This window comes from Streptomyces malaysiensis subsp. malaysiensis (assembly GCF_040653035.1).
GTDB classification, from domain to species: Bacteria; Actinomycetota; Actinomycetes; order Streptomycetales; family Streptomycetaceae; genus Streptomyces; species Streptomyces malaysiensis.
The window spans coordinates 48,607-75,264 of sequence record NZ_JBEZNG010000004.1; the positions used below are offsets into that span (position 1 = coordinate 48,607).

23 protein-coding genes and 1 pseudogene are annotated in these 26,658 nt (G+C 73.3%); 12 read left to right on the top strand and 12 right to left on the bottom strand.

What is annotated here, in order from left to right:
• Window positions 1-3 precede the first annotated feature (3 nt).
• The 3 genes from AB0E24_RS09735 to AB0E24_RS09745 form a co-directional block, all read right to left on the bottom strand.
• Window positions 4-1,146, bottom strand: a complete 1,143-nt coding sequence (locus tag AB0E24_RS09735; RefSeq protein WP_079259564.1) for a CaiB/BaiF CoA transferase family protein — start codon at window positions 1,144-1,146, stop codon at window positions 4-6.
• A 175-nt stretch (window positions 1,147-1,321) separates the two neighbouring features.
• Window positions 1,322-2,779 (bottom strand): sialate:H+ symport family MFS transporter, encoded by a 1,458-nt coding sequence (locus tag AB0E24_RS09740; RefSeq protein ID WP_359375874.1) that lies wholly within the window; start codon window positions 2,777-2,779, stop codon window positions 1,322-1,324.
• Window positions 2,776-3,714 carry a dihydrodipicolinate synthase family protein gene (locus tag AB0E24_RS09745; RefSeq protein WP_102936879.1) on the bottom strand — a complete coding sequence of 313 codons (939 nt, stop codon included), beginning with the start codon at window positions 3,712-3,714 and terminating at the stop codon, window positions 2,776-2,778. The genes AB0E24_RS09740 and AB0E24_RS09745 overlap by 4 nt, the downstream gene beginning before the upstream one ends.
• Window positions 3,715-3,877: 163 nt before the next feature.
• Between AB0E24_RS09745 and AB0E24_RS09750 the strand changes: the two genes are divergently transcribed.
• Window positions 3,878-4,381 (top strand): DUF1203 domain-containing protein, encoded by a 504-nt coding sequence (locus AB0E24_RS09750; RefSeq protein ID WP_069872443.1) that lies wholly within the window; start codon window positions 3,878-3,880, stop codon window positions 4,379-4,381.
• A 120-nt stretch (window positions 4,382-4,501) separates the two neighbouring features.
• Here AB0E24_RS09750 and AB0E24_RS09755 read toward each other — a convergent pair whose 3' ends face one another.
• Complete coding sequence (locus AB0E24_RS09755) at window positions 4,502-5,224, bottom strand: endonuclease V (RefSeq protein WP_359376344.1); 723 nt, start codon at window positions 5,222-5,224, stop codon at window positions 4,502-4,504.
• Window positions 5,225-5,254: 30 nt separating this feature from the next.
• Between AB0E24_RS09755 and AB0E24_RS09760 the strand changes: the two genes are divergently transcribed.
• Entirely contained in the window at window positions 5,255-5,551 is a 297-nt protein-coding gene (locus tag AB0E24_RS09760; RefSeq protein WP_100805711.1) for a YciI family protein, read from the top strand.
• A 15-nt stretch (window positions 5,552-5,566) separates the two neighbouring features.
• Here AB0E24_RS09760 and AB0E24_RS09765 read toward each other — a convergent pair whose 3' ends face one another.
• Genes AB0E24_RS09765 through AB0E24_RS09775 form a run of 3 tightly spaced genes read right to left on the bottom strand, consistent with a single transcriptional unit; the run spans window position 5,567 to window position 6,795 of the window.
• Window positions 5,567-5,764 carry a DUF397 domain-containing protein gene (locus AB0E24_RS09765; protein ID WP_359375878.1) on the bottom strand — a complete coding sequence of 66 codons (198 nt, stop codon included), beginning with the start codon at window positions 5,762-5,764 and terminating at the stop codon, window positions 5,567-5,569.
• A 3-nt stretch (window positions 5,765-5,767) separates the two neighbouring features.
• The gene (locus AB0E24_RS09770; RefSeq protein WP_079259552.1) at window positions 5,768-5,968 is read right to left on the bottom strand and encodes a DUF397 domain-containing protein; all 201 of its coding nucleotides are present in this window, start codon (window positions 5,966-5,968) and stop codon (window positions 5,768-5,770) included.
• On the bottom strand, window positions 5,947-6,795 hold the full coding sequence (locus tag AB0E24_RS09775) for a helix-turn-helix domain-containing protein (RefSeq protein WP_079259551.1): 849 nt from the start codon (window positions 6,793-6,795) through the stop codon (window positions 5,947-5,949). The genes AB0E24_RS09770 and AB0E24_RS09775 overlap by 22 nt, the downstream gene beginning before the upstream one ends.
• A 385-nt stretch (window positions 6,796-7,180) precedes the next feature.
• On the opposite strand from AB0E24_RS09775, the pseudogene AB0E24_RS09780 reads away from it, so the two are divergent.
• Window positions 7,181-7,270 (top strand): annotated as a pseudogene (locus AB0E24_RS09780) (substrate-binding domain-containing protein); the annotation flags it as partial.
• 453 nt (window positions 7,271-7,723) lie between these two features.
• On the opposite strand, the gene AB0E24_RS09785 reads toward AB0E24_RS09780, so the two are convergent.
• Entirely contained in the window at window positions 7,724-9,208 is a 1,485-nt protein-coding gene (locus AB0E24_RS09785; protein ID WP_174883956.1) for a hypothetical protein, read from the bottom strand.
• A 228-nt stretch (window positions 9,209-9,436) separates the two neighbouring features.
• Between AB0E24_RS09785 and ssgD the strand changes: the two genes are divergently transcribed.
• A complete protein-coding gene (gene ssgD, locus AB0E24_RS09790; protein WP_069872456.1) occupies window positions 9,437-9,850 on the top strand; it encodes a spore wall synthesis regulator SsgD in 414 nt (137 codons plus the stop codon).
• A gap of 40 nt (window positions 9,851-9,890) precedes the next feature.
• Here ssgD and AB0E24_RS09795 read toward each other — a convergent pair whose 3' ends face one another.
• Window positions 9,891-10,571, bottom strand: coding sequence for a GOLPH3/VPS74 family protein (locus tag AB0E24_RS09795; RefSeq protein ID WP_359375882.1), 681 nt, complete (start codon window positions 10,569-10,571; stop codon window positions 9,891-9,893).
• A 355-nt stretch (window positions 10,572-10,926) separates the two neighbouring features.
• On the bottom strand, window positions 10,927-11,595 hold the full coding sequence (locus AB0E24_RS09800; protein ID WP_093707667.1) for a hypothetical protein: 669 nt from the start codon (window positions 11,593-11,595) through the stop codon (window positions 10,927-10,929).
• 246 nt (window positions 11,596-11,841) lie between these two features.
• Between AB0E24_RS09800 and AB0E24_RS09805 the strand changes: the two genes are divergently transcribed.
• On the top strand, window positions 11,842-13,722 hold the full coding sequence (locus tag AB0E24_RS09805; RefSeq protein WP_359375885.1) for a transcriptional regulator: 1,881 nt from the start codon (window positions 11,842-11,844) through the stop codon (window positions 13,720-13,722).
• Between the two features lie 26 nt (window positions 13,723-13,748).
• Here AB0E24_RS09805 and AB0E24_RS09810 read toward each other — a convergent pair whose 3' ends face one another.
• Entirely contained in the window at window positions 13,749-17,432 is a 3,684-nt protein-coding gene (locus AB0E24_RS09810; protein ID WP_359375887.1) for a hypothetical protein, read from the bottom strand.
• A 401-nt stretch (window positions 17,433-17,833) separates the two neighbouring features.
• Here AB0E24_RS09810 and AB0E24_RS09815 point away from each other — a divergent pair, with 401 nt between their 5' ends.
• From AB0E24_RS09815 to AB0E24_RS09825, 3 genes are all read left to right on the top strand, one after another.
• A complete protein-coding gene (locus AB0E24_RS09815) occupies window positions 17,834-19,303 on the top strand; it encodes an aldehyde dehydrogenase family protein (RefSeq protein ID WP_232637610.1) in 1,470 nt (489 codons plus the stop codon).
• 108 nt (window positions 19,304-19,411) lie between these two features.
• The gene (locus tag AB0E24_RS09820) at window positions 19,412-20,956 is read left to right on the top strand and encodes a GMC family oxidoreductase (protein ID WP_359375890.1); all 1,545 of its coding nucleotides are present in this window, start codon (window positions 19,412-19,414) and stop codon (window positions 20,954-20,956) included.
• 180 nt (window positions 20,957-21,136) lie between these two features.
• Entirely contained in the window at window positions 21,137-22,102 is a 966-nt protein-coding gene (locus tag AB0E24_RS09825; RefSeq protein WP_069872471.1) for an LLM class F420-dependent oxidoreductase, read from the top strand.
• Between the two features lie 24 nt (window positions 22,103-22,126).
• Here the strand turns inward: AB0E24_RS09825 and AB0E24_RS09830 are convergent, their stop codons facing one another.
• Window positions 22,127-23,038 carry a LysR family transcriptional regulator gene (locus AB0E24_RS09830; RefSeq protein WP_079260744.1) on the bottom strand — a complete coding sequence of 304 codons (912 nt, stop codon included), beginning with the start codon at window positions 23,036-23,038 and terminating at the stop codon, window positions 22,127-22,129.
• Between the two features lie 206 nt (window positions 23,039-23,244).
• Here AB0E24_RS09830 and AB0E24_RS09835 point away from each other — a divergent pair, with 206 nt between their 5' ends.
• The 4 genes from AB0E24_RS09835 to AB0E24_RS09850 all read left to right on the top strand — a co-directional run bounded on the left by AB0E24_RS09835 (window position 23,245) and on the right by AB0E24_RS09850 (window position 26,628).
• A complete protein-coding gene (locus AB0E24_RS09835; RefSeq protein ID WP_350338121.1) occupies window positions 23,245-23,325 on the top strand; it encodes a putative leader peptide in 81 nt (26 codons plus the stop codon).
• Window positions 23,326-23,681: 356 nt separating this feature from the next.
• Window positions 23,682-24,236 (top strand): NADPH-dependent FMN reductase, encoded by a 555-nt coding sequence (gene ssuE / locus AB0E24_RS09840; RefSeq protein WP_069872473.1) that lies wholly within the window; start codon window positions 23,682-23,684, stop codon window positions 24,234-24,236.
• A 2-nt stretch (window positions 24,237-24,238) separates the two neighbouring features.
• On the top strand, window positions 24,239-25,438 hold the full coding sequence (locus AB0E24_RS09845) for an SfnB family sulfur acquisition oxidoreductase (protein ID WP_359375894.1): 1,200 nt from the start codon (window positions 24,239-24,241) through the stop codon (window positions 25,436-25,438).
• A 29-nt stretch (window positions 25,439-25,467) separates the two neighbouring features.
• Window positions 25,468-26,628, top strand: coding sequence for an LLM class flavin-dependent oxidoreductase (locus AB0E24_RS09850; protein WP_174883961.1), 1,161 nt, complete (start codon window positions 25,468-25,470; stop codon window positions 26,626-26,628).
• Window positions 26,629-26,658: the final 30 nt, after the last annotated feature.

Genomic DNA, 26,658 nt, shown 5'->3' on the forward strand with positions numbered 1-26,658 from the left:
GGGTCATGACGGGTTTCCCCCGAGAAGCGAGGTGACTCCCCAGTCGCGGGCCACCTCGGCGGTCTCCGCCCCGGGCCCCTTGGGCACGCGGCGCACCGCGCCCGGGGTGGCGGAGAAGCGCGGGGCGGGCGCGGGCTGGGTGATTCCGCCGTGGTCGACGAAGGTGGAGCGGGCGGCGAGCTGCGGATGGGCCGGGGCCTCGCGCAGGGACAGCACGGGGGCGACGCAGGCGTCCGAGGTGCCGAAGACGGCGGTCCACTCCTCGCGGGTGCGCTGCTTGAAGCGGTCGGCGATGGCGGCGCGCAGCTCGGCCCAGCTGTCGAAGTCATCGCGGGCCGGGGCCTGGTCGGCGATGCCCAGCAGCTCGATGAACTCGTTGTAGAACTTGCGCTCCAGGGGCCCGACCGCCATATAGCCGCCATCGGCGGTCTCATAGGTGCCGTAGAAGGGGCTGCCGCCGTCGAGGAGGTTGGTGCCGCGCTGGTCCCGCCAGCCCCCGGCGGCCATCATCCCGTGGACGACGGAGGTCAGATGGGCGGTGCCGTCCACGATCGCGGCGTCCACCACCTGGCCGGGGCCGCCCGCGCGGGCGTGCTGAAGGGCGGCCAGGACACCGATGACGAGATAGAGCGAGCCTCCCGCGTAGTCCCCCAGGAGGTTGGCGGGGGCGATGGGCGGGCCGTCGGTCGTGCCGATCATGCTGAGGGCGCCGGTGACGGCGATATAGCCGATGTCATGGCCGGCGGACTGGGCGAGCGGGCCCTCCTGCCCCCAGCCGGTCATCCGGCCGTAGACCAGCTTGGGGTTACGGGCCAGGCAGTCGTCCGGGCCCAGGCCCAGCCGCTCGGTGACTCCCGGGCGGTAGCCCTCGATGAGGATGTCGGCGCGCTCCACGAGGTCGAGAACGACGCCGACGTTCTCCTCGGATTTGAGGTCGAGCAGCACCGAGCGCTTGTTGCGGTTGGCGAGGTCGAAGTCCGGGTCCATCCGCGGGCCCCTGGGCCCTCCGGGCCGGTCGACGCGGACCACGTCGGCGCCTAGGTCGCCGAGGACCATGGCGGCGAACGGGCCCGGCCCGATTCCGGCGAGCTCCAGCACCCGCACTCCGGCCAGAGGGCCTGCCGCCCCTTCCTCAGCCACCGTCATCCCGTCCCCCAATCATGTGACACCACTGCTGTAACACCGCCGATGCTAAGAACGCGTCCGGCATTCCACAAGCCCTCCCAGGAGTCTGTGGACAACCAAACGCCGTGACCGGAAAGGGCGTTTGGCCCCCGCAGTGGCATGGCGGGCCGGGTGTGGCGCCGACCGGCGTTCGGGGTCAGGTCGTGTCCACGCCGGGCCTCGCCGTCGACAGCGGCTGTCCGGGCAGGAGATGGTCCTGGTCGCCCGCCGGATCGGTCAGCCGCCCGAGCCTGCGGGGCACATCGGTGCCGACCAGCACGATGACCACGAGCGTCAGCCCGAAGGTGAGCACCGCCAGCGCCCGCCCGAGGGACATGCCCTCGGCCAGATGGGCGCCGAGCACCGGCGCCACCGCGCCACCGAGCGCCCCGGTGTTGTAGACGAAGCCGAGGGAGGCCGCCCGGCTCTCGGTCGGGAAGTGACCCGCGATGTACTTCGGCAGGATGCCGGAGATCCCCTGGCTCAGCGCGAGCAGGAAGAACAGCAGCACTCCGAGCCCGACCAGGGTGTCGCGCACCGCGAACACCGGGAAGACGAAGGCCAGCGAGGCGAGCAGGGTGAAGGCGTAGGCGCGCCGGGTGCCGAGCCAGTCGCCCACGAAACCCGCAAGACAGCAGCCGGCCATCGTGCCGAACCCGGCGTAGAACATCACATCGGTGACCTCGGAGGGGGTGTAGCCGAGCTGCTCCTTCAGATAGGTGGGCAGCAGCGCCTGGATGGGCCAGCTGTAGAGGAAGGCGCAGAAGACCGTGCACATCAGGCCCACGTACAGCGGCCAGCGGCGCCGTCCGCCGAGCTGGGCCGCGAAGGCGACCAGACACCCGGCCGCCAGGATCGACAGCGGCCAGCGCCAGCCCGCGCCCGGCGGGGTGAAGACCAGGAACAGCGCGACGCTCGCGGCCACGGTCAGCACCGTGTTGACGCTCGCGAGGGTGCGTCCGGCGAACAGCGGCCGGAAGGGGTTGGGCCGCGCCCGTGCCGCCGCCACCTCCTCGTGCCAGTCCCCGGCCTCCGGGAGCGCGCGCCGCACCCACAGCGCGACCAGCACCGGCAGCACGCCGATCCAGAACATCCAGCGCCAGCCCCAGTGGGGCACCACCCACTTGTAGAGCTCGGAGGCGATGATGGTGCCGCCCGAATAGCCCGAGATGAGGAAGCCGGAGGCACGGTTGCGCAGCCGTGCGGGCCAGCTCTCCAGGACATAGGTGGCACTGGCGCTGTACTCGCCAGCCATGCCCATGCCAATCACTAGCCGAGCGCTGAACAGGCTGAGGTAGTTCCAGGCGAACCCGCAGGCGAACGTGCCCAGCGAGTAGAGCAGAATGCTGACGACCATGGCGGCCTTACGGCCGTAGCGGTCGCCCAGCGCGCCCAGCAGCGCCCCGCCGAGCCAGCGGGTGATGAAGGCGCCCGAGACCAGGCTCGCCGCCGAGGCCGTGCCCAGGTCGAACTCGTCGGCTATCTCGGTCAGGACGAGCGTGATCAGCACAAAGTCGAAACCGTCGAGCAGATAGCCGATCCAGGCGGCGAACAGGGACTTCCACTGGCCGGATGAGACCTCTCGGTACCAGGGCACCTTGGCGGCTTCGGTCACGGCAACAGCCCTCCCTCCTCCAGGAGTTGACGTACGGTCTTCACGGCCGCCTCGCCCAGCGGCACCTGGGGCGCGGCGGTGTCCGGGCAATCGATCACGCCGAGCAGCCGCAGCGCGGCCTTGAAACCGCCCAGCCCCGACGAGCTGCCGCCCATCAGCGCCGGATCCCCGGCGGCGGTGATGGCGAAGAGCGCGGCCAGCCGGTCCTGTTCGGCGGCGGCACGCTCCCAGCGCCCCGCGCGCGCATGCTCGTACAGCCGGACGAAACCGGCCGGGTCGACATTGGCCAGCCCCGGGACGACCCCATGGGCCCCCGCCAGCAGTGCGCCGTCCACCGAAAGTTCGGAGCCGGTGAGCACGGTGAAGGAGTCGATGAGACCGCGCCGGCGGACCTCGACCAGCAGCCGCCGCAGCGCCCCGTCGTCCCCGCTGCTGTCCTTGACCCCGGCCAGCGTGGCATCGGCGGCCAGCGGCAGCAGGATCGAGGGCGTCAGCTTGGAGTGGACGGAGACCGGGATGTCATACGCGAACAGCGGCAGGTCCACGCCATGGCGCAGCCGCCGGAAGTGGTCGGCGATCTCCACGGGGTGGGTGCGGGTGTAGAACGGCGCGGTGGCCACGACCGCGTCCGCGCCCAACTCCGCCGCCGTACGGGCGTGGTCCAGCACCCGCGCGGTCGTCATATCGATCGCCCCCGCGAGCACGGGCACCCGGCCGTCCGCGGCCTCGATGACCGCCTCGAGGGCCGTACGGCGGCCGCCGTCACCCAGATAGGCGGCCTCGCCGCTGGAGCCGAGCGCGAACAGCGCGCTCACCCCCGCGTCGATCAGCCGCTCGGCGAGCGCGGCGAGAGAACGGGTGTCGACCTCGCCCGTGGGCGTGAACGGGGTGCACAGGGGCGGAACGACACCGGTAAGGGGAGCCGGAAGACTCATCGACACCCAGCCTTCTGAATAGCAGGACAATACGGACGTGGGACGTCCTATGTTTCGGCCCGAATCTGACGGAGCGCCATCGCCCTGTCAAGTACATCCCCGCCTCAGCGCCCCGTCCGAATCCCGCCAGCGCTCCGTGCCCCCGCCCGCCAGCCTTGAACGCATGAGCGAGAACCACGGCGAGATCTACGAGATGCGGGCCATCGCGCCCGAGGCGCTGAAGCTGCTGCGCACCACCGACGACGCGGGGCACCCGCCGCGCCTGGTGGTGGACGACGAGGAGGGCGGCAGCCCGCTGCGCTGCTGCCTGGGCCGGAGCCGCCCGTACGAGACCATCGCGCTCGTCTCCTACGCCCCGCTGCGCCGCTGGGCGCGCGAGACGGGTGCCGGACCCGGCCCGTACGACGAGGTCGGCCCGGTCTTCATCCACCCCGAGGAGTGCGACGGCTGGACCGGCCCCGGCATCGCGGACGGCATCCGGGGCCGGCGGCGGGTGCTGCGCGCGTACTCCGCCGAGGGCAACATCCTCGGCGGCCGGCTGCTGGACGACGGCGGGCCGACGATCGAGGAGGGGCTGGCCGAGTGGTACGCGGACCCGCGGGTGGCGGCGGTGCATGTGCGCGCCGTCGAGTTCGGCTGCTTCCTGGCCGAGACGCGGCGGGTCTGAGGCGTCCGGCACCCCGGGGGCGGGGCGGCGCCGGGGGGTACAGGGGTTCCCCCGGCACCGCGCCCGGAGTACCGAGTGCGCAGCCGCCACGTTCGGAGTGCCGGACTCACCACACCGCGTTCAGAGCGTGGCGGCTTTCAAGGCCCGGCGGCACAGCGCGTCCGCGCGCCGTGTCGTCTCGGGCTGCCGGAAGTCGCGGGCCAGGTGCAGGGTGTACGCGCAGGCGTCCGTGATGGTCACCCGATGGCCGACGGAGACGAAGAGCGGCTTCACCGCGTCGCGGGTGCGCAGCGCCCGGCCGACCTCCTCGTCCCCGTCGAGCAGGGACGACCAGTCGCCACGGCGCGGCCCCGGGTCGGCGTGGCGGAAGCCGAAGAGGTTCTTGGCGACGCCGATGGTGGGCAGCCCGGTGAGCACCCCCAGATGGCTGGCCAGCCCGAACCGGCGGGGGTGGGCGAGGCCGTAGCCGTCGCACACCACCAGGTCGGGGCGGCGGCCGAGCCGCCGGTCGAGGTCGCCCAGCGCGTCGAGGACGGCCGGGATCTCACGGAACGCCAGCAGCCCGGGGACGTACGGGAAGGTGACCCGGCCGACCGCGGTCGCCTCCGCGACGATGTCGAGGCCGCGGGCGTCCAGCGCGACGGCGGCGGCCGCGACCAGGTCACGCTCGTCGTCGTACGCCACGTCCACCCCGACGACCGCGCCGGGGCCGGTGCCCGGCGCGGGCACCTCCCCGCCGACGACCACGGACGCCCGCGTCCGCTCCTGGACGCCGATCGCCTCGGCCTCGGTCGAGGGCCAGTCGCGGGGCAGCTCATATCGTGGATCGACAGCGCTGGTCATCGTGTGGCTCACGTTACTAGCCTGGCTGTCATGTTCGTACTGGAGATCACGTACACCGCCTCGGCAGACCGCGTCGAGGCCGCCCTCCCCGAACACCTCGTCTGGGTGGACGACCACTTCGCGAACGGCGCCTTCCTCGCCTCCGGCCCCAAGAACCCCCGCGACGGCGGGGTGATCCTGGCGCTCGGCGACGACCGGGCGAAGATCGAGGAGATGGTGGCGAGCGACCCCTTCATCGTCGCGGGCGTCGGCGAATACACCATCACCGAGTTCCTGGCCACCCGTACGGCCCCGGCACTCACCGAATACCGCCAGCAGCGGCCGTAAGGAGCCCGTTCCGGCTTACGCCTTGAGCGAGGCTATGAACGCGGCCCACGATTTGGTGGGGAACGGGATGGCGGGGCCGTCGGGGTTCTTGGAGTCACGGACCGGGACGACCCCCGGGAGGTTGTCGGCGACCTCGACGCAATCGCCGCCATTGTTGTTGCTGTAGCTGCTCTTGCGCCACGCGGCAACGCTCAGGTCAGGGGTGGTTGGCATGAGTCAGCCCGTCTTGAGGCTTGCGATGAACGTGGCCCATGCTCCGGCAGCGAATATGAGGGCGGGGCCATCGGGGTTCTTGGAATCGCGGACGGGGATGACACCGGGGAGGTTGTCCGCGACCTCCACGCAGTTGCCGCCGTCGGGATTGCTGTAACTGCTCTTGCGCCACGTGGCAACACTCAGGCCCGGGGTGGTTGGCATGGGCTCCAGTCCTTCATCACGGCTCGGATCATCGCCTCGGAGTCGCGGGGCGAGAGGGCCATGGCCCTAAGCAGATCGTAGTTCTCCCTGCGCCGCGCAACAGTCTCCTGGTCCTCGATGATGGTCCCGGACTGGCTGCTCTCGTCATACGCCACCAACGCCCCATGGGGGACCGTGAAGAGAGTCAGAGAACCCCCGGTCTCCGCGTGCTCGCCAGCCGTGAAGGGCAGCACCTGGAGGGTGACGTGCGGCTGTGCACCACGCTCGATCAGGGAGGTCAACTGATGATGCATCACCTGAAGACCCCCGACGGGACGGCGCAGTACCGCCTCCTCGAGGATGAACCAACAGCGCGGCGGCTTGGGGCGGTCCAGCAACGACTGTCGGTCGATGCGGGCTTTCACCATTGCCTCGATCTCCGCGTCAGGAGCGTGCGGGCGGCCGCACCGCAGCCAGCACTCTGCCGTGTCCGGAGTCTGAAGCAGGCCCGGCATGGTGGCGCCCACGTACTGCTCGATGATGACCGCCTGGCTCTCCAACTCGATCATTCGCCGGTACTTGCCCGGGAACGGCTCGTTCTTCGCCAGCGCGTACAGCCTCGCGAATAACCCATCCGCCCCGAAGCACGCGTCCAGTTTCGCCGGTAGGTCGTCGTACGGCAGCGACTCCGCCGCCTCGATCCGCGCGAGGTGGGACTTGCTGTAGTTCAGCACCTCGGACAGCCGCCGCAGCGACATGTCCGCCTTCTCGCGGTGGCGGCGGATCTCCGCGCCGAACAGGTCGCGTGCGGAGCGGTCGGGGAAGAGTTCGCGCGGCTGGAACGTCATTGGTCCATCCCTCCTGGTCCCGCTGTCCGGCTGGGACCGCTGGCTTGTTTTGAGCTTACGCTCCGGAGGGCAACACGCTTGACACGTTCTGTAATTGAGCCCTGGTGGCCGCACGCGCTAGGGGGCGCCTGGTGGGGGGCTTCCCCCTCCCCGCCCCTTCCCGATACCAGGGGCTCCGCCCCTGGACCCCGGGCTTGGGGCGAAGCCCCACCGCGCGGCGGAGCCGCATGGCCATGCGGCGGGAAGGGCCGAAGCCCCGGCCCGGGCTCCGGGACGGAGCCCCGGTCCGAGGTCTGGGAGGGAGCCCCCACCCAGAGCCGAAGGCGAAACCCCCGCCCAGGGCCGAAGGCGAAACCCCCGCCCGGGATCTGGGGCCAAGCCCAGGGTGCCGGAGGACGTGGCGGTGGTCGGCTACGACGACATCGAGCCCGCGGGCTACACCGAGCCCCCACTGACCACCGTGCGCCAGCCGATAGCCGAAACCGCGCTCCCGCATCTCGTCGACGGCGCGCGCCTGGGCTGGAGGCAAGCCCCGGCCCAGAGTCTGAAGCGAAACCCCCGCCCGAGGTCCGGGACGGAGCCCCGGCCCGGGGCCTGGGACGAAACCCCCACCCAGAACCTGAGGCGAAACCCCCACCCGGGATCTGGGGCCAAGCCCCCGCCCGGAGTCTGGGGCGAAACCCCGGCCCAGAATCTGGAGGCAAGCCCCGGCCCAGAGTCTGGGGCGGAACCCCCGCCCAGAGTCTGGGGCGGAACCCCCGCCCAGAGTCTGGGGCGGAACCCCCGCCCGGGATCTGGGGCCAAGCCCCGCCCGGGGCCTGGGGCGGAGCCCCGCTCGGGGTCCGGGGCGGAGCCCCGGTTCGGGAAGGGGCGGGGAGGGGAACAGCCCGCCGCAGGCGTCAGGGCCCGGCGGGCACCCCCGCCCGCCCTAGCGGGACACGCAGAGCCGCACCACCAGCGAGACACAGTCCCGGGAGTCACCGGAGCCAGAGGCAGAGCCGGAGTCGGTCGGCTTGGTCGTGGGCCGCTGCGTCGACTCGTCCGTGGGGCGCTGCGTCGGCCGCCCGCTCGGGGTGTCCCCCGGGTCCGCCGTCCCGCCGCCCGTCGGATTCCCGGTCGGTGTGCCGGTCGGCTTCCCCGTCGGCCGGTGCGACGGGCCGCTCGACGCGGAGGAGGAAGCGGACGAGGAAGGCGAAGACGGCCGCGACGAGGGCGAAGCGGAGGAAGAGGACGACGGCGCCTTCCGCGAGGGCGATACGGCGCTGGACGGCACATCCGCCGGGGAGTGCCCCGTGGGCACGCCCGACGTGGACGGCCGGTTCCGGGACGCCTCCCCCGGAACGCCCGCCCGCGGCCCGTCCGAGTGCCGCGACGCCCCGGACGTACCCGAAGCCGACGAGGAGCCGGAAGAAGCGGAAGAAGAGTCGGAGGTGTCCGATATGGACGGCGTCGACGCCGTCGCCGGCTGCTGCGCCTCCGCCGAGCCGCCGTCCGTCAGCGCCAGCCCCGTCATGACCGCCGCCCCCGCGACCAGCAGCACCCCACCCGCGGCCGCCGCCACCGCCACCGGCCCCGCCTGGCGCACCCGTCCCCGGACCAGGTGCTGCATGGAGCGGCGGGACGAGACCAGCGGCCCATTCGAGGGAGCGGCATGCGCACCGCCGGATGTCATGGTGTCCGCTCCGGCCGCCGCCACGGCAGCCGCCCCACCCGCGGCCACCAGCGGCGCCAGGAAGCGCGCCATGCCCCGGTCGTACAGGTCGAGCAGCGCCGGGCCGACCAGTGCGGGCAGCCGGTCGTCGGCCGCCACCAGCTGCTCCATGCGGCCCCGGCAGTCCCGGCAGCCGTCGATGTGCACGGCGATCTCCTCGGCCTGGTGCGGGGAGTCCGCGCCCCGCACATGGTCGGGCAGCCGCTCCCAGTGCGCACCGCACGCGGCGCTCGCCGGATAGCCGGGCTGGGCGCGCAGGAACTCCTGGCGCACGCTCTCCCGGACGCGCTCCACCAAGGCCGCCGCATCGTCGTCGGTCATCCCGGCCCGCCGCGCCACCTCCTCCGGCGGGAGCCCGTCCACCTCGGCGAGCCACAGCACCTTGATCCAGCGCTGCGGCAGCTCATCGAGAACCCGCACCAGCGGTTCGAGATACGACGCCTGCTGCGCCGGGCCCCAGCCCCCCGCTCCGGCCGAGAGCGCCCTTACGGCGCTCGTCAGCTCGTCCGGGATGGCGTCGGCACCGAGGGGGTGCCCGGCGCGCAGCCGGCGCCACACGCTGTAGTGCGCCTCGGCCACCAGATCGCCCGCAACCCAGGGGTTGCCGGTGAGCGTTCGGGCATATCCGCACAAACGCGGATATTCAGCTTCATAGATTCTCGCGTAGGCGGCCGCGTCGAGCGCCGCGTGACCTTCGGTCATGGTGGAACAACCCCTGGGGTGGGTGCCTCGTCACTACCGACGTTCTGTAACAGCTCCGCACGGCGCCCCGAGACCTTGCATGGATTGGCAAGCCTAAATGCCCTATGTCCCCTCGAAAAATCAGTCGTGACGCACGTCACGTCGAAAGCGGGTGCACTGCCCTGAGCGCCCAAACGTCTTAACGGTCGAAGGGCGACGCGCCCCGCACCTATCGCAAGGGAGCCCGACGTGACCACTGTCATCGACCAAGCCGTCCAGGCACAGCTCATCGCGTCGACGCCCGAGTCACGCGCGATCCCGGCCTGCCTGCGCTACGAGCGGGACGATCCGTTCGCCGTCCGCGTCTCCTTCCCGCCCTCCGCGTCCCTCGACGGCTCCGAGGTGGAGTGGACGTTCGGGCGGGAGCTGCTCGCGGCCGGGCTGCGCGGCCCGGCGGGCAGCGGGGACGTACAGATGTGGCCGTGCGGATCGCGGCGGACGGTCCTGGAGTTCCACGCCCCCGAGGGCATGGCCATGGTCCAGTTCGACACCGCCGACCTCCGCAGATTCCTCGGCCGCTCGTACGCCGTCGTCCCCGAGGGCAACGAGGCCGGGGAGCTCGACCTGGACCAGGGGCTGGCGTCGCTGCTGAGGGACGCCTGAGTCGGTACGGGCGCCTGGGCCCGTCCCCCGCGGTGCGGGGTCAGGTGGCGGTCACGGCCGTGGTCGCCGCCAGCATGGCCGTGGCGACGGCGGCGGCGAGCGCCGTACGCACCTGGGCGATCACCTTCTCCAGCACCGGGCCCATGCCCCCGCAGCGCTCCCCCAGTGCCAGGATCCGGCGCTTGCGGACCTTGGCGTCCGTGGCCGTCACGACGGTCCTCAGCTCACCCGCGGCCGCCAGGGTGACCAACGCCGCGTCCCGTTCGGAGACCTCGGCCGCCGGCTGTTCGCCGTGCAGTACGCGCACCACGTCATCCCGCATCCCGACCACCGGCTCGGGCCGTTCCAGCGTGTACTCCCTGGCCGGGAACAGCCCCAGCATCCGCTTCCCCTTCGCCCGCAGATAACCAGCCGCCACCATCTGGTCGCGGACCGCGTGCTCGGTCAGCCGCGGCTGATGCCCCACCCAGATCTGCCAGCTGCGCGGCCGGGATTCGCCGATCAGCTCCAGCAGCCCGTCGAGCGCACGATCCCCGGTGGCGGCGTCGGCCACCGGGCATGGGCAGCCGTCGGCGTCGGTGAGCATGTCCCGCTGGACGAGCTCGGTGAGGGCGGCGGCGCGTACGAGGAGTGCGGTGTGAGCGGCGGTGGGCCGGCCGGTCTCGGGGTCGTAGGAGAGCAGGTAGAGCGAGGCGGCAAGGGAGAGCGAGCCGTTCGGCATGGGAAACCTCCGACGGTCGGGCGTCCGGTGGGGCGGGCGTACCTCGACCCTATCGGCCGCGCGCCCCCATGATCGACCCTCCGGCACCGGGTGCTGGCTGCCGCCGGAACACATCACCTCTCCGGGGCCGGGTGTCCATCGGGGCGTCATCTCCCAGAACACGGGAAGGTGGCGGCGACGCGTACCCCCGTGTGTACGCGTCGCCGCCACCGGTCCCCTCCCCCGTCCCCCGTCGGCCCCCTCGGGCCGCGTCATCCCCCCGTATCCCCCGTCGGCCCTCGGCCCCCTCGGGCCCTGTCCCCCGTCGGCCCCCTCGGGCCGCGTCCCCCTCGGGCCCGCCCCCGTCAGCCCCCGCTCACGGGTGGTACAGCTTGACCACCGCGGTGGTGGTGGTCCGCTTGAAGTCGGCCAACGGCGCCTGCTCGTAGCCGCCCATCTCGCCCCACGACACGACGGTGACGGTCCGGCCGTCGCGTCCCACCCCGAAGAGGTGGATGCCGGGCTCGGAGTCCGGGTACGAGGTGTGGACGCCGTAGACGTGGGCGCCGTCCTCGGCCGTCAGCGCGCCGTAGTCCCGCCAAGAGGCGGTGCCCTGCGGATAGTCGCCCTGCCAGTCGGCGGCGCAGGCGCGGATCTTCTTCTCGGCCGCGGCGGCGAGCTTGCGGGCCGCGTCCACCGTGCCGGTCCTGACCACGATCTGCGTGGCGCCGGTGTCGTACTCGGTCCAGAAGGTGCGGTGGGTCGCCCCGGCCGACGGCAGGGTCTTCTCCACGCAGAACGGAGGGGTCTCGGGCAGGCCACGGGTGACATCACCGGCGTACCAGTCCGAACTCGGATGCGGCGGAAGCTCCCTCGGCACGAGGTGGGCGGGGGTGCGCTGGGGCACGGCCGCCGGTGCCTCCGCCCCGGCCCCCGCCGACGGTGTATGGGCCTGGGCCGGCCCGATCCCGGCCACGGCCACGACGGCGGCCGCGGCCACGGCGCCGAGCGCGGCGCCGCGGAATGAGTGCAAGGGCTTGCGCATGAGGTGGTTCCTCGTCTCTTCCCGATCTCAGGATCTCAGCGTGTCGCCGCCGCACCAGGAGGCCGCGACGACAGGACAAGCGTGTGCGCCACCTGGCCGTGGCCGCTACGACCGGCGGGGCATCCGGGACGCTGGAACGCCTGCACGTACGCTGACTTGGGGGTATGACAACACCCTGGAACGCGCGCGTGGGACGCCCACGGGACATGTCGCGGTGCCGGGGCCGATATTGGGGGGGGTGGTGGCGTGGGGAACGCCAGGGCGGTCGAGGACTTCGCCGAGAGTCTGCGGGCTCTGAAGGAGCGCTCGGGCCGCAGTTACGGTTCGCTGGCCACACGCATGCACGTCAGCACGTCCACGCTGCACCGCTACTGCAACGGCGACGCGGTACCGGCGGACTACGCCCCCGTCGAGCGCTTCGCCCGGCTGTGCGGCGCCACCCCGGAGGAACTGGTCACCCTCCACCGCCGCTGGATCGTCGCGGAAGCCTCCAGACGCCGCGCGCGGGAGAGCACACCGGGCGCCACGCCGTCGGCCTCGCGCGGGGGCGAGGCCGACACACGCGCAGGCGCCGCCGACCGCCACCAGGAGCGCGCCACCACGTCCGGCCGCCCGAGCCCGGTGGCGGACCCGCCCCCGACGGCGGCCACCGCCACCGCATCCGGCCCGAGCCCGGTCACAGACCCGCCCCCGACGGCGGCCACCGCCACCGGCCCGGCCGGAGACAGCGCCGGGCCACAGCAGGCGGATGGGCGCTCCCGCGACGCCCGGCCGAGCGCGGCAGCCGATGAACGACACGACGCCGCCGCCTCGGCCGACGCGCCGACGGCCACGTCGCCGCCCGGCGCCCACCCGGCCGCAACGCCCGCCTCCTCACCAGGCGACACCGGCCCCCGCGCCGAAGGCGACACCGCGGACGACACCGGCCCGGACCAGTCGGCGCACGGCCATGACACCGCGCGCCGGCGCGGGGCCGCACAGCGGGACGGAAACCCGCACCCGGGCGCGGACGCCACCGAACGGCCCGACGTCGGCCGGACCCCGTCCGCGTCGGCCCCCGGGCAGGCCCAACCACCCACCCCCAGGCAGGCCCAACCGCCCACCGCACCCCCCGACACGGCCGCCAGGCGGCGGCGGTTGCGGGCGGTGTCGGGCAGCGGCGGGGACAGCGCCGCCGGGTCACGCGGACGGCGGCCGTGGGCGTTACTGGCAGGGGCCGCCGCCGTCGTCGTGCTCGCCGTCACCGCGGTCGAGGTACGACCGCCCGGCGAGGACGGCCGGAAGGACACCGCGGCCACGCCTCCCTCCACCGCCCCGTCCTCCACACCATCCGCCGGACCGACCGCCCGAGGGCATCTGGACCGTCAGAAGACGGACGGCGACGACGCGTCCGGCGCACCGCGCGGTGACGGCAAGGGCGAACGCGACAAGGAGCGGAAAGCCAAGGGGGCCGCCTCCGGCTCGCCCACGCCCGGCGCCACCAAGGGGCCGGACCACGGCGGCTCCACCCGGGCCCCGCTGACCCTCTCCACCCGTTCCCATGTCTGGGAGAACGGCTGCGGCCACCGCTATGTCATCGACCGGCCCCCGTCCGAGGTGGCCCCGCCGCCCACCGAGCAGGACGCCCCGACGTGGGCCGCCGCGCATGGCGCCGTACACGGCGGGACCACCAACGTGGAGGTCACGGTGCAGGGCCGCGCCTCGTCCGCCGTGGTGCTCCAGGCCCTGCACGTACGGGTCGTGGGCCGCCGTACCCCGCTCGCGTGGTCGTCGTTCGCCATGGACAACGGCTGTGGGGGCTCCCTCACCCCGCGCGCCTTCTCGGTGAACCTGGACGCCTCCCGTCCGCTGGCCCGCCCCACCGACGGCAATGACGCGGGCAAGCCGATCCCCGCCGTCAGCTTCCCCTATCGCGTCTCGGCCTCGGATCCTGAGGTGCTGCTGGTCAACGCCCGGACGGCGGGCTGTGACTGTAGCTGGTACCTGGAGCTGGACTGGACGAGCGGCGGCAGCTCGGGGACGCTGCGGATCGACGACCATGGCTCGCCGTTCCGCACCAGCAGCATCAAGGGGCGCCCGCAGTACGCGTACGACTACGCCGACGGCGCCTGGTACAAGAGCGACTGAGCACCCGGAGGCGGTGAGCCGGCCGCTCACTCCACCACCGTCGTCAGCCGCAGCGCCGCGTCCCGCACATCCGCGTGCGGATGGGCGCGCAGGGTGCGCAGCCGATCCCGCCAGGGCTCCGCCCATTCCGTACGCGCCCCGCCCACTTCGGTGAGGGTCGCGGCGAACAGCCCGGAGGCGTGGCCGCCGTCCTCGTCGAGGTCTCCCGCGGCGCGCAGCATGGCCGCGTCGGAGCCCGGCCGTGACGCGGTGTTCAGCCGCCGGCGCAGGGTGTCGGCGGTACGGACGGCGAGCGCGGGGCGGGTGGTGTGCAGCCGGGCGAGGCGGGCGAGCCCGGCGGACAGCGGGCCGGGGCGGGCGTCCAGGTCGAGCGCGTTCACCAGCACATGGGCGGCCTCCTGGATGAACGTCTCGTATCCGGCGAGGAGTTCACCTGCGGCCCGTGCGGTGCGCCGGGTCACGCGGGGCCGCATCCGGGCCCGGGTGGCGAGCCGGTCGGCGAGGTGCTGGATACGGCGGTGGGCGGGACGGTCCCGGTCCGGTTCGGCGTCGGGGCCGCCGGGCCGGGCGTCGGCGGTGGCGAGCGCGGCGAGCGCCCAGGCCAGCGGGTTGTCGCCGGTCGAGCCCTCGGCGGCCGCGGCCATCAGGTCCAGCAGGGCGTCCGCGGCGGCCCGCCAACTGGCCCGGTTGGCCAGGTCGGTGACGGCGGCGACCAGCACGGCCGCCGCGTCCGGCGCCCATGGCGACCACCCGGCCAGCGCGCCGTAGCCGTCCGCCGCCACCTCGGGGTCGTCGGTGTCGCACACGACGCGTATGAGCTGGGCGTAGCGGGCGCGATGCGCCTCGGGGAGGTCCAGCGGGCGGGTGCGCAGCACGGCGCGGCGCAACTCGCGCCGTCCGCTCGCGGCGGCGGTCAGCAGTTCCCAGGCGCGTTTGGCGTCGAGCAGCCCGGTGGCGAAGGCGACGCAGGCGGCCTGCACATCGGGGTGCTGGCCGGGCTGTTCGAAGGCGTCGGCGAGCAGCGCGGCGGCGTCGGCGGCCGGGAGGAGAGTGGCGGCGAGCCGGGCGGCCTCCTTACGGCTGGTGACCTTCGCGGGGACGGGCGGTACGGCCGTGGCCACCCCGTCCGGCGCGAGCACCCCGCGCACCAGCGGCGCCAGCCGGGACGGCTCGACGTACCGGGACGCCCGGGTGGCCGCGTACACCGCCACCCGGGCCCGGTCGCCGCCCGCGTGGGCGAGCAGGACGGGCAGGGCGTCCCCGGGGCGGTCGGTGTGGGCGAGTGCGGCGAGCGCGCTCTCGGCCAGGACCACGTCCGCCGGCCCGGTCAGGGCCCCGTCCGCGGCGGCGGCCCAGGTCCGGACGGTGGCCGCGCCGGTGCCGGGGATCGACGCGGCGTCGGCGACGGCATCCGCCCGCTGGTCCGGCCGCAGGGAGGTGTCGGCGGCGGCCCGGTCCAGGACGCGGGCGGCGGCGGTCTGCTGGCGGGGCAGCCAGCGTCCGGTGTCCCGGCCGGTGGGCGGGGCCCAGTGGGTGCCGTGGGCGAGGAAGCGCCCGTACGGCGGGGTGTCGCCGAGTACGAGGTCGAGCAGATCGGTTCGCCTGCGGGTCAGCACGGCCAGGACGGGCGGCAGTACGGCCGCGGAGGGCTCGTGCGTGAGCAGTTCGGCCACCCGGGCGTCCCGCTCCGCCGGTGGTTCCAGCCACAGCCCGATGGCGGTGCGCACCGTGGCGTCGCTGCCGAACGAGATGGCCTGCCACAGGAGTTCCTGCACTTCGGGCAGGGCGTGGGCGCGGCGGCCGAGGGAGCGGGCGAGGGCGAACGTCAGCTCGTGGTCGACCCGTTCGGCCCCCGCCTCCAGCCAGGGCCGCAGCGCCTCGCACACCGCCCGCTCCTGGCCGTGCCGCAGCCGGTGGTCGAGGCGGCCCAGGTCGGTGGCGCCGACGCTGCCCGCGAGCCGGGTGAGGGTGCGCAGCGCCCAGCCCAGCAGCTGCCGCCGCCCGGTGACGGCGTGTTCGCGCAGCAGCGCCACGGCGAGGTGGCGCAGCGCCTGGCGGGTGGCGGAGGAGGAGTCGCGGGCGGAGATCGCGTCGGCGGCGATGCGGTCCAGGTGTTCGGCGGCGTCGTCGGTGAACAGCGCGGGGTGGGTGCGGGCGAGCGCGCCGAGCGCCGCGGAGCGCACCGGGTCCTGCTCGTTGCGCAGCCGTTCCAGCAGGTCGAGCAGGGTGGTGAGGGCGCCGGGGTCACCGGAACGGGCGACGCAGCGGACCAGCAGCGGATAGGCCAGGGCGCGGTCCTCGGCCGAGGGGCGGCGCACGGCGGCCACCAGCTCCTCGCGCGCCTCCTCGAACGGCAGATGGGCCACCGACTCCAGCACGGTGGTCCAGGGCGCGCCGCGCTCGCGCGCCCGAGCGGCCATCCGGCGGGCCTCCGCCTGGCGGGGGGAGCGCGGCAGAACCTCGAGTACGGCGGGTTCCACGACGGCGTGCGCGGGGTCGACTCCGTCGGTGGCCGCGTCGTGGAGCGCGGAGCGGCGGGCGGGCGGCAGCGCGGCCAGCAGCCGGGCGAGGCCGTCGGCGTCATGTCGCAGGGCGCGGCCCAGTTCGGCGAGCTCGGGCGGGTCGGCGCGGACGATCCGGCGCAGCACGGCCCGGTCCAGCCGGCGCCGGGTGCCGCTGTGCTCGGGGGCGATCAGCAGCCGTAGCGTACGGCCCGGCTCGGCGGTCACCAGCACCGGCAGCCGGGCCCGTACGGAGGCGGGCAGCGGGCCGTCGCAGTGGTCCTCGAGCAGCTCCAGCACCCGCTCGGGCTCGGCGGGCGCGGCGAGCGCGACACAGGGTGCGTAGCGGGTCCACCAGTCGGTGCGCAGCGGTGCGGGCAGCGCGCTGAGCTGGCGCGCGGCCTCGTCCAGGACGGCGAGGGGATGGCGGGCGACGAGGGGCCGCCAGCCGCGGACGGCGTGGAAGAGTCCGGGCAGCAGCCGCGCCACGGTCTCCGGCCCGCAGCCGGGGAGCAGCCGGGCGGCCTCGCCGTCGCCCCAGCGCTCCCGGTACGGCTCGATCAGCCGGTCCGCGAGGGCGGTGCGCCGCCCGGCCACGACGGTGCGCGCGAGTTCGCGCCGTACGGCGGCGGGCGCGTCCTCGAAGGCCGCCGCCAGCGCGTCGTCCGCGATCGCGCCGGGGCCGCCGCGGCGGGCGGTGTCGAGGGCGCGGTGCCGCACCACGGGGTCCGGGTCGGCCAGGCGCGCCGCGAGATGGCCGGTGCGCCCTCCGGCGGCCGCGGCCACGGCCGCCAGCCGCCGCTCGTACGTCCCGCGCCGCTCCAACTCCTCGATCAGCGCACCCAGCCGCCCCTCGGCACTGGCCGCCCGCGCCCGCCCGGCCAGCTCCCGCATCCGCCGCGGAAAGGGCAACGGATCGAGTGCGGCGAGCAGTTCATCGGCAAGTGCGCGCCGGGGTTCGGGGGCGTACTGGGGTTCGGGAGCGTACTGGGCTTCGGAAGCGCGGCGGGGCTCGGGGCCGCGGTGCGGTTCGGGGCCGCGATGCGGTTCGGGGCCACGGTGGGGCTCGGGGCCGCGATGGGATTCGGGGCCGCGATGGGATTCGGGGGCCCGCTGCGGTTCGGGGCCGCCGTGGGGCTCGGGGACCCGTTGCGGTTCAGAGCCGCGGTGGGGTTCGGGGCCGCGATGGGCTTCGGACGCGTTGACCATGCCAGGGATTGTGCCGCCCACGCGTGCGGTCACACGTCCCGCCCGGAGATCGTTCCCCGGGACATCCATCGCCCCGGCGCCTCGCCCCCGGCCGCACCCGCTCACATCCCGCCCCCGCGCCCCGCGCCCCGCGTCCGGCCCACGATGCGCACAACAACCACAGCGACCCGCGACCCGCCCAGCCGCACCCCCACGACGGCCCCGGCGCCCCGGGGCGCCCCGGCCGGGCTCGCCGGGGCCCCCGCGCCCCCGCGCGCCCGCTCGCCTCCCCGCCGTGCCCGCGGCCTCCGTACGCCGTGCGCGGGTGACCGGCGCCGCTTAGGCTCGGTTGTGTGGGCCGGCCGGGTGCGTCGACGGATCCACCTCGGGACCGGCCCCGTCGTCCTAGCCCGGAGGAACCCATGCCGGAGCTGTTCATCGGCGGCCACTGGACGACCGCTCTCGACGGGCACAGCCGCGAGATCCACTGCCCGGCGGACGGCTCGCTGGTGGCCGTGGTCGCCGAGGCGGGGCCCAAGGACGCCGCCGCCGCGGTGGCGGCCGCCCGGGACGCCTTCGACCGCGGATCGTGGCCCGGCACCCCGGCCGCCGACCGGGGCGGGCTGCTGCTGCGGGTGGCCGATCTGCTGGAGCGCGAGAAGCCCGCGCTCGCCCGCGCCGAGTCCCTGGACACCGGGAAGCGGCTGGTCGAGAGCGAGTACGACCTCGATGACATCGCGAACTGCTTCCGCCACTTCGGCAACCTCGTCTCCGCCGCGGGCGCCGGCCGTGTGGTGGAGGTGGGCAGCCCGGAGATCGACAGCAGGGTGGTGCACGAGCCGGTCGGGGTGTGTGCGCTGATCACGCCGTGGAACTATCCGCTGCTCCAGACGGCCTGGAAGGTGGCGCCCGCGCTGGCGGCCGGGAACACCTTCGTCCTCAAGCCCAGCGAGCTGACCCCGCACACCGCGATCCATCTGATGCGGCTGCTAACGGAGGCCGGGCTGCCGGGCGGCGCCGCCAATCTGATCCTGGGCTCGGGGGCCACCGCGGGCGCGCCGCTGGTCACGGACGAACGGGTGGACATGGTGTCGTTCACCGGCGGGGTGGTCACCGGACGCTGGATCATGGCGGCCGTGGCGCCCACGGTGAAGAAGCTCGCCCTGGAACTGGGCGGCAAGAACCCCAATATCGTCTTCACCGACTGCGACTTCGACACCGCGGTCGACTACGCGCTCACGGCCGTCTTCCTGCACTCCGGGCAGGTCTGCTCGGCCGGTGCCCGGCTGCTGGTGCAGGAGCAGCTGCATGACGCGTTCGTGGACGAGATCGTCCACCGCGCCCGGAACATCCGGCTGGGCGGGCCGTTCGACGAGAACGCCCGCGCCGGTCCGCTGATCTCCGCCCAGCACCGCCAGAAGATCGCCGACTATGTGGCGGCCGGGATCGACGAGGGCGCGGTGCTGCGCTGCGGCGGGACCGTGCCCGACGATCCGGATCTGGAGAAAGGCCACTACTACCTGCCGACCGTGCTGGACGACTGCACGCCGGACATGTCCGTGGTGCAGGAGGAGTCCTTCGGTCCGGTGCTCACCGTGGAGCGGTTCCGGGACGAGGACGAGGCGGTGGCGCTCGCCAACGACACGATGTACGGGCTGGCGGGCGCGGTGTGGACGCAGGACGCGGAGAAGGCGCACCGGGTGGCGTCCCGGCTGCGGGTCGGCACGGTGTGGATCAACGACTTCCATCCGTATGTCCCGCAGGCCGAGTGGGGCGGGATGAAGCAGTCCGGTATCGGCCGTGAGCTGGGCCCGTCCGGGCTGCGCGAGTACCAGGAGCTCAAGCACATCTGGCGCAACACCGCACCCCGTGCCCAGCGGTGGTTCGATTGACGGCGACCGGGCCGGCCGGACCGCCGCCGGATCGCCGGTTCGTCCAGCGGACCCGTACGGGGGTGCTCGCCGAACACGCGGCCGCCACCGCCCCGTGAGGAGAGGCCCGTGGACCAGTTCGACTACGTGGTGGTCGGCGGCGGTACGGCCGGATCGGTGGTCGCCGCCCGGCTGTCCGAGGACCCCTCGGTGAGCGTATGCCTGCTGGAGGCGGGCCCGTCGGACCGCGGGGACGACAACATCCTGCGGCTGAACCGCTGGATGGGGCTGCTGGGCTCCGGCTACGACTGGGACTACCCGGTGCGGCCGCAGCAGAAGGGCAACAGCTTTCTGCGCCACGCCCGCGCCAAGGTGCTCGGCGGCTGCTCCTCGCACAACTCCTGCATCGCCTTCTGGGCCCCCGCCGAGGACCTCGACGAATGGGCCGCCAACGGCCTGGACGGCTGGTCGGCCGCCGACTGCTTCCCGCTCTTCCGGCGCCTGGAGGACAACGACGCGCCCGGCGACCACCACGGCCGCGACGGCCCGGTCCGCATCCGCACCGTGCCGCCCGAGGACCCGTGCGGCCGGGCGGTGCTGGCGGCCTGCGCGGAGGCGGGCATCCCGATCACCCCGTTCAACACCGGGACGACGGTGGTGCGCGGCGCCAACTGGTTCCAGATCAACGCCCGCGAGGACGGCACCCGCTGCTCCGCCTCGGTGGCCTATCTCCACCCCGTCATGGACTCCCGGCCCCATCTGGAGGTGCGCACCGGGCTCCGGGCCAAACGGCTGGTGCTGGACGAGGACCGGCGCTGTATCGCGGTCGACTACCTCTCCCCCGATCTGATCCACACCCTGAGGGTGCACGCCCGGCGCGAGGTCATCGTCTGCTGCGGCGCCATCGACACCCCGAAGCTGCTGATGCTCTCCGGTATCGGCCCGGCCGGACATCTGCGGGAGACGGGGGTGGACGTGGTCGTGGACTCCCCCGGAGTCGGTGGCAACCTCCGGGACCACCCCGAGGGCGTCATCATGTGGAACGCCGAACAACCCATGATCAACACCTCCACCCAGTGGTGGGAGATCGGCATCTTCGCCGACACCGAACCCGATCTGGACCGCCCGGACCTGATGTTCCACTACGGCGCGACGCCCTTCGACCTGAACACCTACCGCCGTGGCTACCCCACCTCGGAGAACGCCTTCTGCCTCACCCCGAACGTCACCCGCGCCCGCTCCCGGGGCACCGTCCGGCTGGCCAGCCGCGACTTCCGCGACAAGCCGCATGTGGACCCCCGCTACTTCACCGACCCGTACGACATGGACATCATGACCCGCGGTCTGCTGCTCGCCCGCAAGATCGCCGCCCGGCCCGCGCTGGCCATGTGGGCGGGCGCCGAACTGGCCCCCGGGCCCGATGTGCACAGCACCGCCGAACTGGCCGCCTACGTCCGCCAGACCCACAACACCGCCTACCACCCGGCGTGCACCGTGCGGATGGGCGCGCCCGACGACCCGGACGCCCCGCTCGATCCGCGGCTGAGGGTCAAGGGCGTGACGGGGCTGCGGGTCGCGGACGGCTCGGCGATGCCGTACCTCATCGCCGTCGATCCGTGCGTCACGACGATGATGATCGGCGAGAAGTGCGCGGACCTGATCAAACGGACCTGATCAAGCGGACCTGATCAAACGGACGTGATCAAGCAAACCTGATCAGGCGGAACGGAGCACCAAGCAGAGCGCCAAGGGGAGTGACCACCGTGCCGCGTCTACCGCATGTGAGCCGACACGACCCACGGTGACCAGCCGTTCGTGCCGTTTGGACGGCGCGGGGAGCGGTACTCGGGAGCCATGGTTCGATGGGGATACACGATGATGACCGAGCAGGCCGGACCACGTCAGCTCGTCGATGACGTGGTCCGGGCCGAGCAGATCGGGTTCGACTTCTCGGTGACCTCCGACCACTACTTCCCGTGGCTGGACTCCCAGGGGCACGCCCCGTACGCCTGGAGCGTGCTGGGCGCCGCCGCGCAGGCCACCTCCTCGATCCCGCTGACCACGTATGTCACCTGCCCCACCGTGCGCTATCACCCGGCGGTGGTGGCACAGAAGGCGGCGACGCTCCAGCTGCTGTCCGAGGGACGGTTCCGGCTGGGGCTCGGGGCCGGGGAGAACCTCAACGAGCATGTGGTCGGGCAGGGCTGGCCGTCGGCCGATGTGCGGCACGAGATGCTGGAAGAGGCGATCGAGATCATCCGGGCGCTGTTCGACGGCGGCTATCTCACCCACCGCGGCACCCACTACGACGTCGACTCGGCGAAGCTGTGGGATCTGCCGGACCAGCCGCCGCCCATCGGGGTGGCCGTCTCCGGGCCGCGGTCCTGCGGGCTGGCCGGGCGGCTGGCCGACATGCTGATCGCCGTGGAGCCCAAGTCCGAGCTGGTGGCGGACTTCGAGCGCGACGGCGGCGCCGGGAAGCCCAGGATCGGCCAGATCCCGGTCTCCTACGACCCGGACCGGGACGCGGCGATCGCCCGCGCCCATGACCAGTTCCGCTGGTTCGGGAGCGGCTGGAAGGTCAACTCGGAGCTGCCGGGGCCCGCCTCGTTCGCGGGCTCCACCCAGTTCGTCCGGCCCGAGGACGTGGCCGCGTCCATTCCGTGCGGCGATGACGTCGAGGAGTTCACCGAACTGATCCGGCCCTTCGTCGACGCGGGCTTCACGGACGTCGCCCTCGTCCAGATCGGCGGCGACCATCAGCGGCCGTTCCTGGACTGGGCCGAGAAGCAGCTGCTGCCCGCGCTCAGGGAGCTCTAGCCCAGGAAGTTCTCAGCGGAGCGCTCAGGCATACCGGGTGCCCGCACGCCGTACGAAGAGTTCATGCAGATCGCGTACGGCGCGCGGGACGGAGCCCGAGCGGCGGCGCTGGATCACCAGCAGCACGTCGGTGGCCTCGCCGTCGGCGAGCGGCCGGTGGGTGATCGCGCCACCGCGCTCCAGCGGGTCGCCGATGACGCTGAAGTCGGGGAGCACGGTGACCCCGAGCCCCTCGGCCACCATCAGCTTGCCCATCTCGGCCCCGTCGGTGGAGTACGAGAAGGACGGGGCGCGTCCGGCCAGCAGCCGGTGGATGAAGCGGTGCATGAGATAGCCGGAGCGCATCACGATCAGCGGCTCCCGCCCGTCCAGCAGGTCCGCCGCGCTCACCGTCGGCCGGGCGGCCAGCGGGCTGTCCGGGCGCAGACAGACCACCGGGCGGCCGCGCAGCAGCTCGGTGGTCTCCAGGTCGGGCGGAACGTCGTCCCCCCGGAGGTAGTTGACCAGGCCCAGGTCGAAACTCCCCTCCAGCAGGGCCCGGCGGATCTCGGTCTGCTGTGCGCCCACCACCTCGACCTGGGTCACCGGATGGGTCGCGCGGAACTCCCGGAGGGCCGGGATCAGCAGCGGGACCGTCGCGGTGTTGACCGTGCCCAGCCGGATCATCCGGCTGACCCGGTGCTGGTCACCGGCGGCGCCACGCAGCCGGTCGACCGCCTCGATGACGCTGACGATATGCGGCAGCAACTCCCGTCCCTCCGCGCTGATCGTCGCGCCGGAGCGCTTGCGCTCCAGCAGATCCACGCCGAGTTCGCGTTCCAGGTTGCGCACGGTCTCGCTGAGCGCCGGCTGGGACAGATGCAGTTCCTCGGCGGCGCGGCGGAGCGAGCCGAGGCGGGTGACCGCGGCGATGTATTCAAGCTGCTCAATTCGCACACGCCGCACGATGCCCGTCCGGTGGGCCCGCTTCAAGGGGTTCCCTATCACGGTCTCATGAATACCGACTCACTCCCCGGGCCGTGTCCCGGGTAATCTCGAAGCGGGCACCGTGGAATTCCGCGGCCCGGCCCCCGCGTCCGGGATATGGAATGGACCCCGGGCCTTCTTGACCGGCAGGACTTCCCCCTGGTTGGATCGGTGACATGAAGCGACAGGACCTCACGCGGCGACGCCACGTCGACCTCGCGCGTGTTTCCAGCGCGTTCTGTTGCTGTCCTGTCTGACCCGCCGCCGGGTCCGAGCGAGCCCTGAGGGATCGCCTCCGCTTCGCTCTCCACGGCCTCCCATGATCGGGAAAGGCTTTTAGCCGCCGCCCTCCCCCGAGGAAATGCGGCCGCGCTCCCCGCCTTTCGCGCCCATTCGCGCTCCCGGTCTTTCCCCGCCCCGTCCGCGATGAATTCCCTTCGACGCCGGGGCGCCGACTCCCCATGCCCGTATTCGCTCCAACGGGAGTTCCCGGCCTGGCCCCGCTCGCCGGGCACAACGGCTTCGCGCCGTCCTGATCTCCGCCCTCCCACCTGATCTCCGCCCTTCCCACCGGCTCCCGATCCCGCCCCGAACGCATCACGAAGGGTTGCTCATGGCCACCGTTCTGTCCCTCTCCGGCTCACCCTCCGCCACTTCCCGCACCGCCCGGCTGCTGCGCCATCTGGACGCCCGGCTGACCGCCCAGGGCCATCAGGTGATCCCGCTCGACGTGCGTACCCTTCCGCCCGCCGCGCTGCTCGGCGCGGACTTCTCGCATCCGGCGATCGTCCGGGCCAAGGCGCTGGTCGAGCAGGCGGACGGGCTCGTCGTGGGGACGCCGGTCTACAAGGCCGCCTACTCCGGGCTGCTGAAGTCCCTGCTGGATCTGCTGCCGCAGTACGCGCTCGCGGGCAAGACCGTGCTGCCGCTGGCCACCGGTGGCACCACCGCCCATGTCCTGGCCATCGACTACGCGCTGCGGCCGGTGCTGTCCTCCATGGGCGCGGCCCATATCGTCCAGGGCTGGTTCACCCTGGACAAGGACATCACGGTGGAGCCGGACGGCGGGGTGAGCGTGGCGGCCGGGGCCGCCGAGGCGCTTGAGCAGGTCGTCGACCAGTTCTCGGCGGCGCTCGGGCACCCCACCGTGCTGGCCGCGGCGAGCTGACCGTGTCGTCCCCGCCCGGGCCCGCGCATGTCATCGCCGATGACACCGAGGCGCTGAAGGTGGCCGCGGCGCTGGCCGAGGAGTTCCGTACCGGCGCGGCCGAGCGCGATGCGCGGCGCAGGCTGCCGCGTGCCGAGCTGGACCGGCTGTCCGCGTCCGGGCTGCCGGCGATCACCGTACCGGCCGGGTACGGCGGCGCGGATGTGTCCGCGGTGACCCTCGCCGAGGTGTTCCGGCTGCTCGCCGCCGCCGACGCCAGCCTCGCCCAGATCCCGCAGAGCCACTTCGTCTACATCAATGTGCTGCGCCATCAGGGCACACAGGCTCAGCAGGCGTTCTTCTTCGGCGAGGTGCTGGCGGGGAAGCGGTTCGGCAACGCCCAGTCGGAGGCGGGCACCAAACACATCCAGGACATCCGCACCCGCCTGACCCCGGCCGCCGCCGGCTCGTACACCCTGACCGGTGTCAAGCACTACTCCACCGGTGCGCTGTTCGCCGACTGGATCCCGGTGCTGGCCCGTGCGGAGAACGACGATCTCCATGTGGCCTATGTGCCACGGGACGCGCCCGGTCTGACCGTCGAGGACGACTGGGACGGCATGGGCCAGCGGACGACCGCGAGCGGCACCGTAAAGCTGGACGCCGTGCCCGTACCGGCCGACCGGGTCGTACCGCACCACCTCACCTTTCGCGGTCCCCAACTGCACGGCGCCATCGCGCAGCTGCTGCACGCGGCCATCGACGCGGGGATCGCCTCGGGGGCGCTGGCGGAGGCGGTGGCCTTCGTCCGCGCCAAGAGCCGCCCCTGGTTCGAGAGCGGCTTCGAGACCGCCGCCGAGGATCCGCTGCTGATCCAGCGCTTCGGCGAACTGGCCCTCCAGGTCCGGGGTGCCGAGGCGCTGCTGTCCGCCGCCGCCCGGTCCGTGGACACCGCCCGCGGCCAACTCGACGACGACACCGCCGCCGAGGCGTCGATCGCGGTGGCCGCGGCGAAGGTGGCGGCAGCGAACGCGGCCGTGGAGACGGGCAGTTCGCTCTTCGAGGTCTCCGGCACCCGCTCGGCCCTGGACTCCCTGGGCCTGCACCGCCACTGGCGGGACGCCCGTACGCACACTCTGCACGACCCGGCCCGCTGGAAGGTCCAGCACATCGGCCGCTATGTGCTGAACGGCACGAAACCACCCCGCCACGGCCTCCTTTAGCCCCCGCTCCCGCTGAACGGAGTCACACCATGTCCCTCACCTTCCACTGGTTCCTGCCCACCAACGGCGACAGCCGCCATGTCGTCGGCGGTGGCCATGGCACACCCGTGACCTCGGCCGGAGGTGACCGCCCGCCGTCCGTCGGCTATCTCAGCCAGATCGCCCGCGCCGCGGAACAGCTCGGCTTCGTGGGCGCGCTCACCCCGACCGGCGCCTGGTGCGAGGACGCCTGGCTGACCACGGCGATGGTCAGCAGGCACACCGAACGGCTGAAGTTCCTGGTCGCCTTCCGCCCCGGCTTCCTCTCGCCCACCCTCGGCGCCCAGATGGCCTCCACCTACCAGCGGCAGACCGGCGGGCGGCTGATGCTCAACGTGGTCACCGGCGGGGAGAGCCATGAGCAGCGCGCCTACGGCGACTTCCTGGACAAGGACGCCCGCTACGCCCGCACCGGCGAGTTCCTGGGCATCGTCCGCGACCTGTGGGACGGCAAGACCGTGGACCTCGACGGCGAGCACCTCCGGGTCGAGGGCGCCAAGCTGGCCCGGCTCCCCGACCCGGTCCCCGACGTCTACTTCGGCGGCTCCTCCCCCGCCGCGGGACAGGTCGCCGCCCGCCACGCCGATGTCTATCTCACCTGGGGCGAACCCCCCGCCCAGGTCGCCCGGAAGATCGCCTGGATCCGCTCCCTGGCCGCCGAGCGGGGCCGTACGCTCCGCTTCGGCATCCGGCTGCACGTCATCACCCGCGACACCTCCGACGAGGCTTGGGCCGAGGCGCGCCGACTGCTCGACGGCTTCGACCCGGAGACCGTGCGCTCCATCCAGACCGGCCTCGGCCGCAGCGAATCCGAGGGCCAGCAACGGATGCTCGCCCTGCACGGCGGCAGCCTGGACAACCTCGAGATCCACCCCAACCTCTGGGCCGGTATCGGCCTGGTCCGCGGCGGCGCGGGCACCGCCCTGGTGGGCAGCCATGCCGAGGTCGCCGAGCGGATCGCCGAATACCACCGCCTCGGCATCGACGAGTTCATCCTGTCCGGCTATCCGCATCTGGAGGAGGCGTACTGGTTCGGCGAGGGCGTCCTGCCCCTGCTGCGCTCGCAGGGCCTGTGGTCCCACCCCTTCCAGCCCGCCGCCCCCGAACAGCCCACCGCCCAGGTCCCGTTCGCGGCGACGGGCAGCTCCTGACGGCCACGGCCTCGGGCAGCTCCTGACGGC

What these genes read in the sequence shown, in the direction of transcription:
- AB0E24_RS09815 (WP_232637610.1), top strand. Translation starts at nt 17,834, where the DNA reads ATGCCGGAGCTGTTCATCGGCGGCCACTGGACGACCGCTCTCGACGGG.
- AB0E24_RS09795 (WP_359375882.1), bottom strand. Translation starts at nt 10,571, where the DNA reads ATGCCGAACGGCTCGCTCTCCCTTGCCGCCTCGCTCTACCTGCTCTCC.
- AB0E24_RS09800 (WP_093707667.1), bottom strand. Translation starts at nt 11,595, where the DNA reads ATGCGCAAGCCCTTGCACTCATTCCGCGGCGCCGCGCTCGGCGCCGTG.
- AB0E24_RS09835 (WP_350338121.1), top strand. Translation starts at nt 23,245, where the DNA reads ATGAAGCGACAGGACCTCACGCGGCGACGCCACGTCGACCTCGCGCGT.
- AB0E24_RS09810 (WP_359375887.1), bottom strand. Translation starts at nt 17,432, where the DNA reads ATGGTCAACGCGTCCGAAGCCCATCGCGGCCCCGAACCCCACCGCGGC.
- AB0E24_RS09760 (WP_100805711.1), top strand. Translation starts at nt 5,255, where the DNA reads ATGTTCGTACTGGAGATCACGTACACCGCCTCGGCAGACCGCGTCGAG.
- AB0E24_RS09735 (WP_079259564.1), bottom strand. Translation starts at nt 1,146, where the DNA reads ATGACGGTGGCTGAGGAAGGGGCGGCAGGCCCTCTGGCCGGAGTGCGG.
- AB0E24_RS09770 (WP_079259552.1), bottom strand. Translation starts at nt 5,968, where the DNA reads ATGCCAACCACCCCGGGCCTGAGTGTTGCCACGTGGCGCAAGAGCAGT.
- AB0E24_RS09850 (WP_174883961.1), top strand. Translation starts at nt 25,468, where the DNA reads ATGTCCCTCACCTTCCACTGGTTCCTGCCCACCAACGGCGACAGCCGC.
- AB0E24_RS09765 (WP_359375878.1), bottom strand. Translation starts at nt 5,764, where the DNA reads ATGCCAACCACCCCTGACCTGAGCGTTGCCGCGTGGCGCAAGAGCAGC.
- ssuE (WP_069872473.1), top strand. Translation starts at nt 23,682, where the DNA reads ATGGCCACCGTTCTGTCCCTCTCCGGCTCACCCTCCGCCACTTCCCGC.
- AB0E24_RS09825 (WP_069872471.1), top strand. Translation starts at nt 21,137, where the DNA reads ATGGTTCGATGGGGATACACGATGATGACCGAGCAGGCCGGACCACGT.
- AB0E24_RS09755 (WP_359376344.1), bottom strand. Translation starts at nt 5,224, where the DNA reads ATGACCAGCGCTGTCGATCCACGATATGAGCTGCCCCGCGACTGGCCC.
- AB0E24_RS09745 (WP_102936879.1), bottom strand. Translation starts at nt 3,714, where the DNA reads ATGAGTCTTCCGGCTCCCCTTACCGGTGTCGTTCCGCCCCTGTGCACC.
- AB0E24_RS09775 (WP_079259551.1), bottom strand. Translation starts at nt 6,795, where the DNA reads ATGACGTTCCAGCCGCGCGAACTCTTCCCCGACCGCTCCGCACGCGAC.
- AB0E24_RS09750 (WP_069872443.1), top strand. Translation starts at nt 3,878, where the DNA reads ATGAGCGAGAACCACGGCGAGATCTACGAGATGCGGGCCATCGCGCCC.
- AB0E24_RS09785 (WP_174883956.1), bottom strand. Translation starts at nt 9,208, where the DNA reads ATGACCGAAGGTCACGCGGCGCTCGACGCGGCCGCCTACGCGAGAATC.